Below are 2,834 nucleotides of genomic sequence, written 5' to 3'. Positions count from 1 at the left end.
ATCTTCTGCATTTACAATATCAGCGATACCGAACAACCACTTCGTATTGCCAACCTCAATCTGGTTGTTACAGACCGATGGTGGGACCTGATAAGTGGTGTTATTCTAGATGGTTCATCTGACATGATTACAGTTGCGCCATACCAAGTACTATGGATTACAAATGGCTAAGGTATTGTCATCAGACTTTCATACCATTTAGCTAAGCTATATAAAAAATAAGGAATAATGAATGCAATCAGTAAAAAAAATTCGTAAATGTCTTTTCCCTGTAGCTGGTTATGGCACGCGATTCCTGCCAGCCACCAAAGCCATGCCTAAAGAGATGTTACCTGTCGTTAACAAGCCTCTTATTCAATATGGTGTCGAAGAAGCCATTGAAGCTGGCGTCACTGAAGTAGGTTTCATCACTGGTCGAGGTAAACGTGCAATTGCTGATCATTTCGACACCAGTTACGAATTAGAACACCAAATCCGTGGTACCAGTAAAGAGAAGCATCTGGAAGATATTCGTGAAGTGATGGATACCTGTAACTTCATCTTTATGAGACAGCGTGAAATGCTTGGCTTAGGCCATGCGATTTTGACAGGTCAACCCATCATTGGTGATGAACCATTTGCCGTTATCCTGGCTGACGACTTGTGCGCTCGTACAGATGAAGATGTAAGCAAACGTGCATTAGGCCAATTGGTTGAAGTCTACGAAAAATATAACTGTAGTGTTATTGCTATTGAAGAAGTACCCGGCGATAACATCAGCAGCTACGGTGTCATCTCTGGCCGTGAAATCGAAGATGGTCTATTTGAAGTCGATGACATGGTAGAAAAACCAAAACCTGAAGATGCGCCAAGTCAGCTAGGTATTATTGGTCGTTACGTATTAACGCCTGATATCTTTGAATACATTGAAAAAACAGCGCCTGGTGCCAATGGTGAAGTACAAATCACTGATGCTATCCGTACTCTGGCAAAAGAAAAACGCGTTTTGGCACTCAAATTTAAAGGTCACCGTTTTGACTGCGGTAGTATTGATGGCTTTGTTGAAGCGACCAACTACTACTACCAGCGTGATCATGCTAAAAAGTAAACACTGATTCGCTCTTCAAAAAGCCGGCTTCCCCGCCGGCTTTTTTATATGGTTTTTCGATGGCCTTTGGGTTTCCAAGCGGGTGCAATAACATTGGGCATAGTAGACTTCTGTAAGAGTCTGGCAGGCGCCAAAGTCAGCTCACCATACCGGTAATTGACTTTATCAACGGTCTGGTTGATATGTTCTCTTTGTATATCAGGTTGCTCGAATAAATCTAATTGTTTTCCTTGTTGAGGTGATAAGGCTGTCACCTGTACCTGCCAAACACCTTGTCCCGCCCAATAAAAATCAACAAACGCTTTACATAACTGATAAATGACGTGTCCATCATCGGTATAGATACCTGCATGGGCTTTGGTTTTAAGCCATCCGCGCTCTGTTTTTAAACCAATAAAAAAACACTCAGCCTGATAATGAAAACAACGCATCCTGGCTGCCACTTTCTCTGCCATATGCTGTAAATAGATCAAGACCGTATTTTTTTGATGGGTGCCAGGCGGGAGTACCTTGCCATGACCAATGGTTTTAGGTGCTTTCACATTAAACGTCAGGCGCTCCGGATCTTGTCCTTGTGCCATGAGCCATATACGCCGACCTAAATGACCAAACCGTTTTGATAACAGGCTCATCGGTATGTTTTTCATTTCACCACAGCGTTCCACTCCATAATGCGCTAAAAAACGACCAATCCCCTTATTAATCCCACTCAGCGCCGTGACAGGTTCGGGAGCCAGCACGTCAGCAGCCTCTTCCGGATGAATCACGGTCATGCCATCAGGCTTTTCCTTTTTGGCAGCGAATTTAGCTGTAGTTTTGTCTCCACTCACTCCAACAGAACAGCGTAAACCTGAAACCTGCCAGACTCTTCTCTTAATGAGATAAGCAATATTCATTGCGCCTTTGTATAAAGTCTGACAACGCGTCAAATCCAAAAAAGCTTCGTCTACGCTGAACACTTCCTGTAGTGGTCAACTAATTCCGGACACAGGATTAGACAGATATTCCGCCTTTGCAGGTGGTAATCCATCATTAAATTGATGTGGTCGCTGCCAGTTGTAATAGTCCATCAAGTAGTAACTCACATCACGCATTGCTTCGTTCAGTCCTCTATAACCGAGCCTTGGCAATCATTCAGACTTCAAGCTACGAAATAACCGTTCCATTGGAGCGTTATCCCAACAATTACCACGACGACTCATGCTTTGCGTCATTCGATAGCGCCATAAACGCTGCCGATATTTCCGTGAGCCGTATTGGCTGCCCTGGTCACTATGGAACAAAACATTTTGTGGCCTCCCTCGTGACTCAAAGGCCATGTCCAAGGCTTTAACGGCCAAGTCTGCATCAGGCCTTGCCGACGTTGCCCAACCGATAACACGGCGACTATATAAGTCCAATATCGCAGCAAGGTAATGCCAGCGACTGCCAGTCCAGATATAGGTGATGTCACCACACCACACTTGATTGACTTTCTCTGGTTCAAACGCTCTATTCAATACATTCGGTATATCAGGTCTCTCAACGGTGGCTTGCTTATAGGCATGCGGTCCCGGTTGTTTACATATCAATCCCAACTCGTTCATCAGGCGAGTGACTTTAAAGCGGCCAATCTTGATGGACTCATCCCGTAACATGTCGACTAGTGTCCGGCTGCCCGCACTGCTGCGACTTTTGGTGAACAGCTCATTCACCTTAGCCCGCAATTGTAGCCGTGCTATATCAGGCTGTTTGAGGCGTTGCTGCC

The 2,834-nt window shown here is 44.8% G+C and carries 2 protein-coding genes and 1 pseudogene; 1 reads left to right on the top strand and 2 read right to left on the bottom strand.

The window, feature by feature from the left end; genetic code table 11:
- Positions 1-232: 232 nt before the first annotated feature.
- A complete protein-coding gene (gene galU / locus B4K20_RS06615) occupies positions 233-1,087 on the top strand; it encodes a UTP--glucose-1-phosphate uridylyltransferase GalU (protein ID WP_289243815.1) in 855 nt (284 codons plus the stop codon).
- A gap of 44 nt (positions 1,088-1,131) precedes the next feature.
- Here the strand turns inward: galU and B4K20_RS06610 are convergent, their stop codons facing one another.
- Together B4K20_RS06610 and B4K20_RS06605 are read right to left on the bottom strand one after the other, a co-directional pair.
- Positions 1,132-2,046 (bottom strand): DNA polymerase Y family protein, encoded by a 915-nt coding sequence (locus B4K20_RS06610; RefSeq protein ID WP_289282322.1) that lies wholly within the window; start codon positions 2,044-2,046, stop codon positions 1,132-1,134.
- Positions 2,047-2,058: 12 nt separating this feature from the next.
- A pseudogene (locus tag B4K20_RS06605) lies at positions 2,059-2,834 on the bottom strand (IS3 family transposase); the annotation flags it as partial.

This window comes from Methylophaga sp. UBA5088 (assembly GCF_002414625.1).
GTDB lineage: Bacteria > Pseudomonadota > Gammaproteobacteria > Nitrosococcales > Methylophagaceae > Methylophaga > Methylophaga marina.
This window is presented reverse-complemented; position numbering and strand designations above follow the sequence as displayed.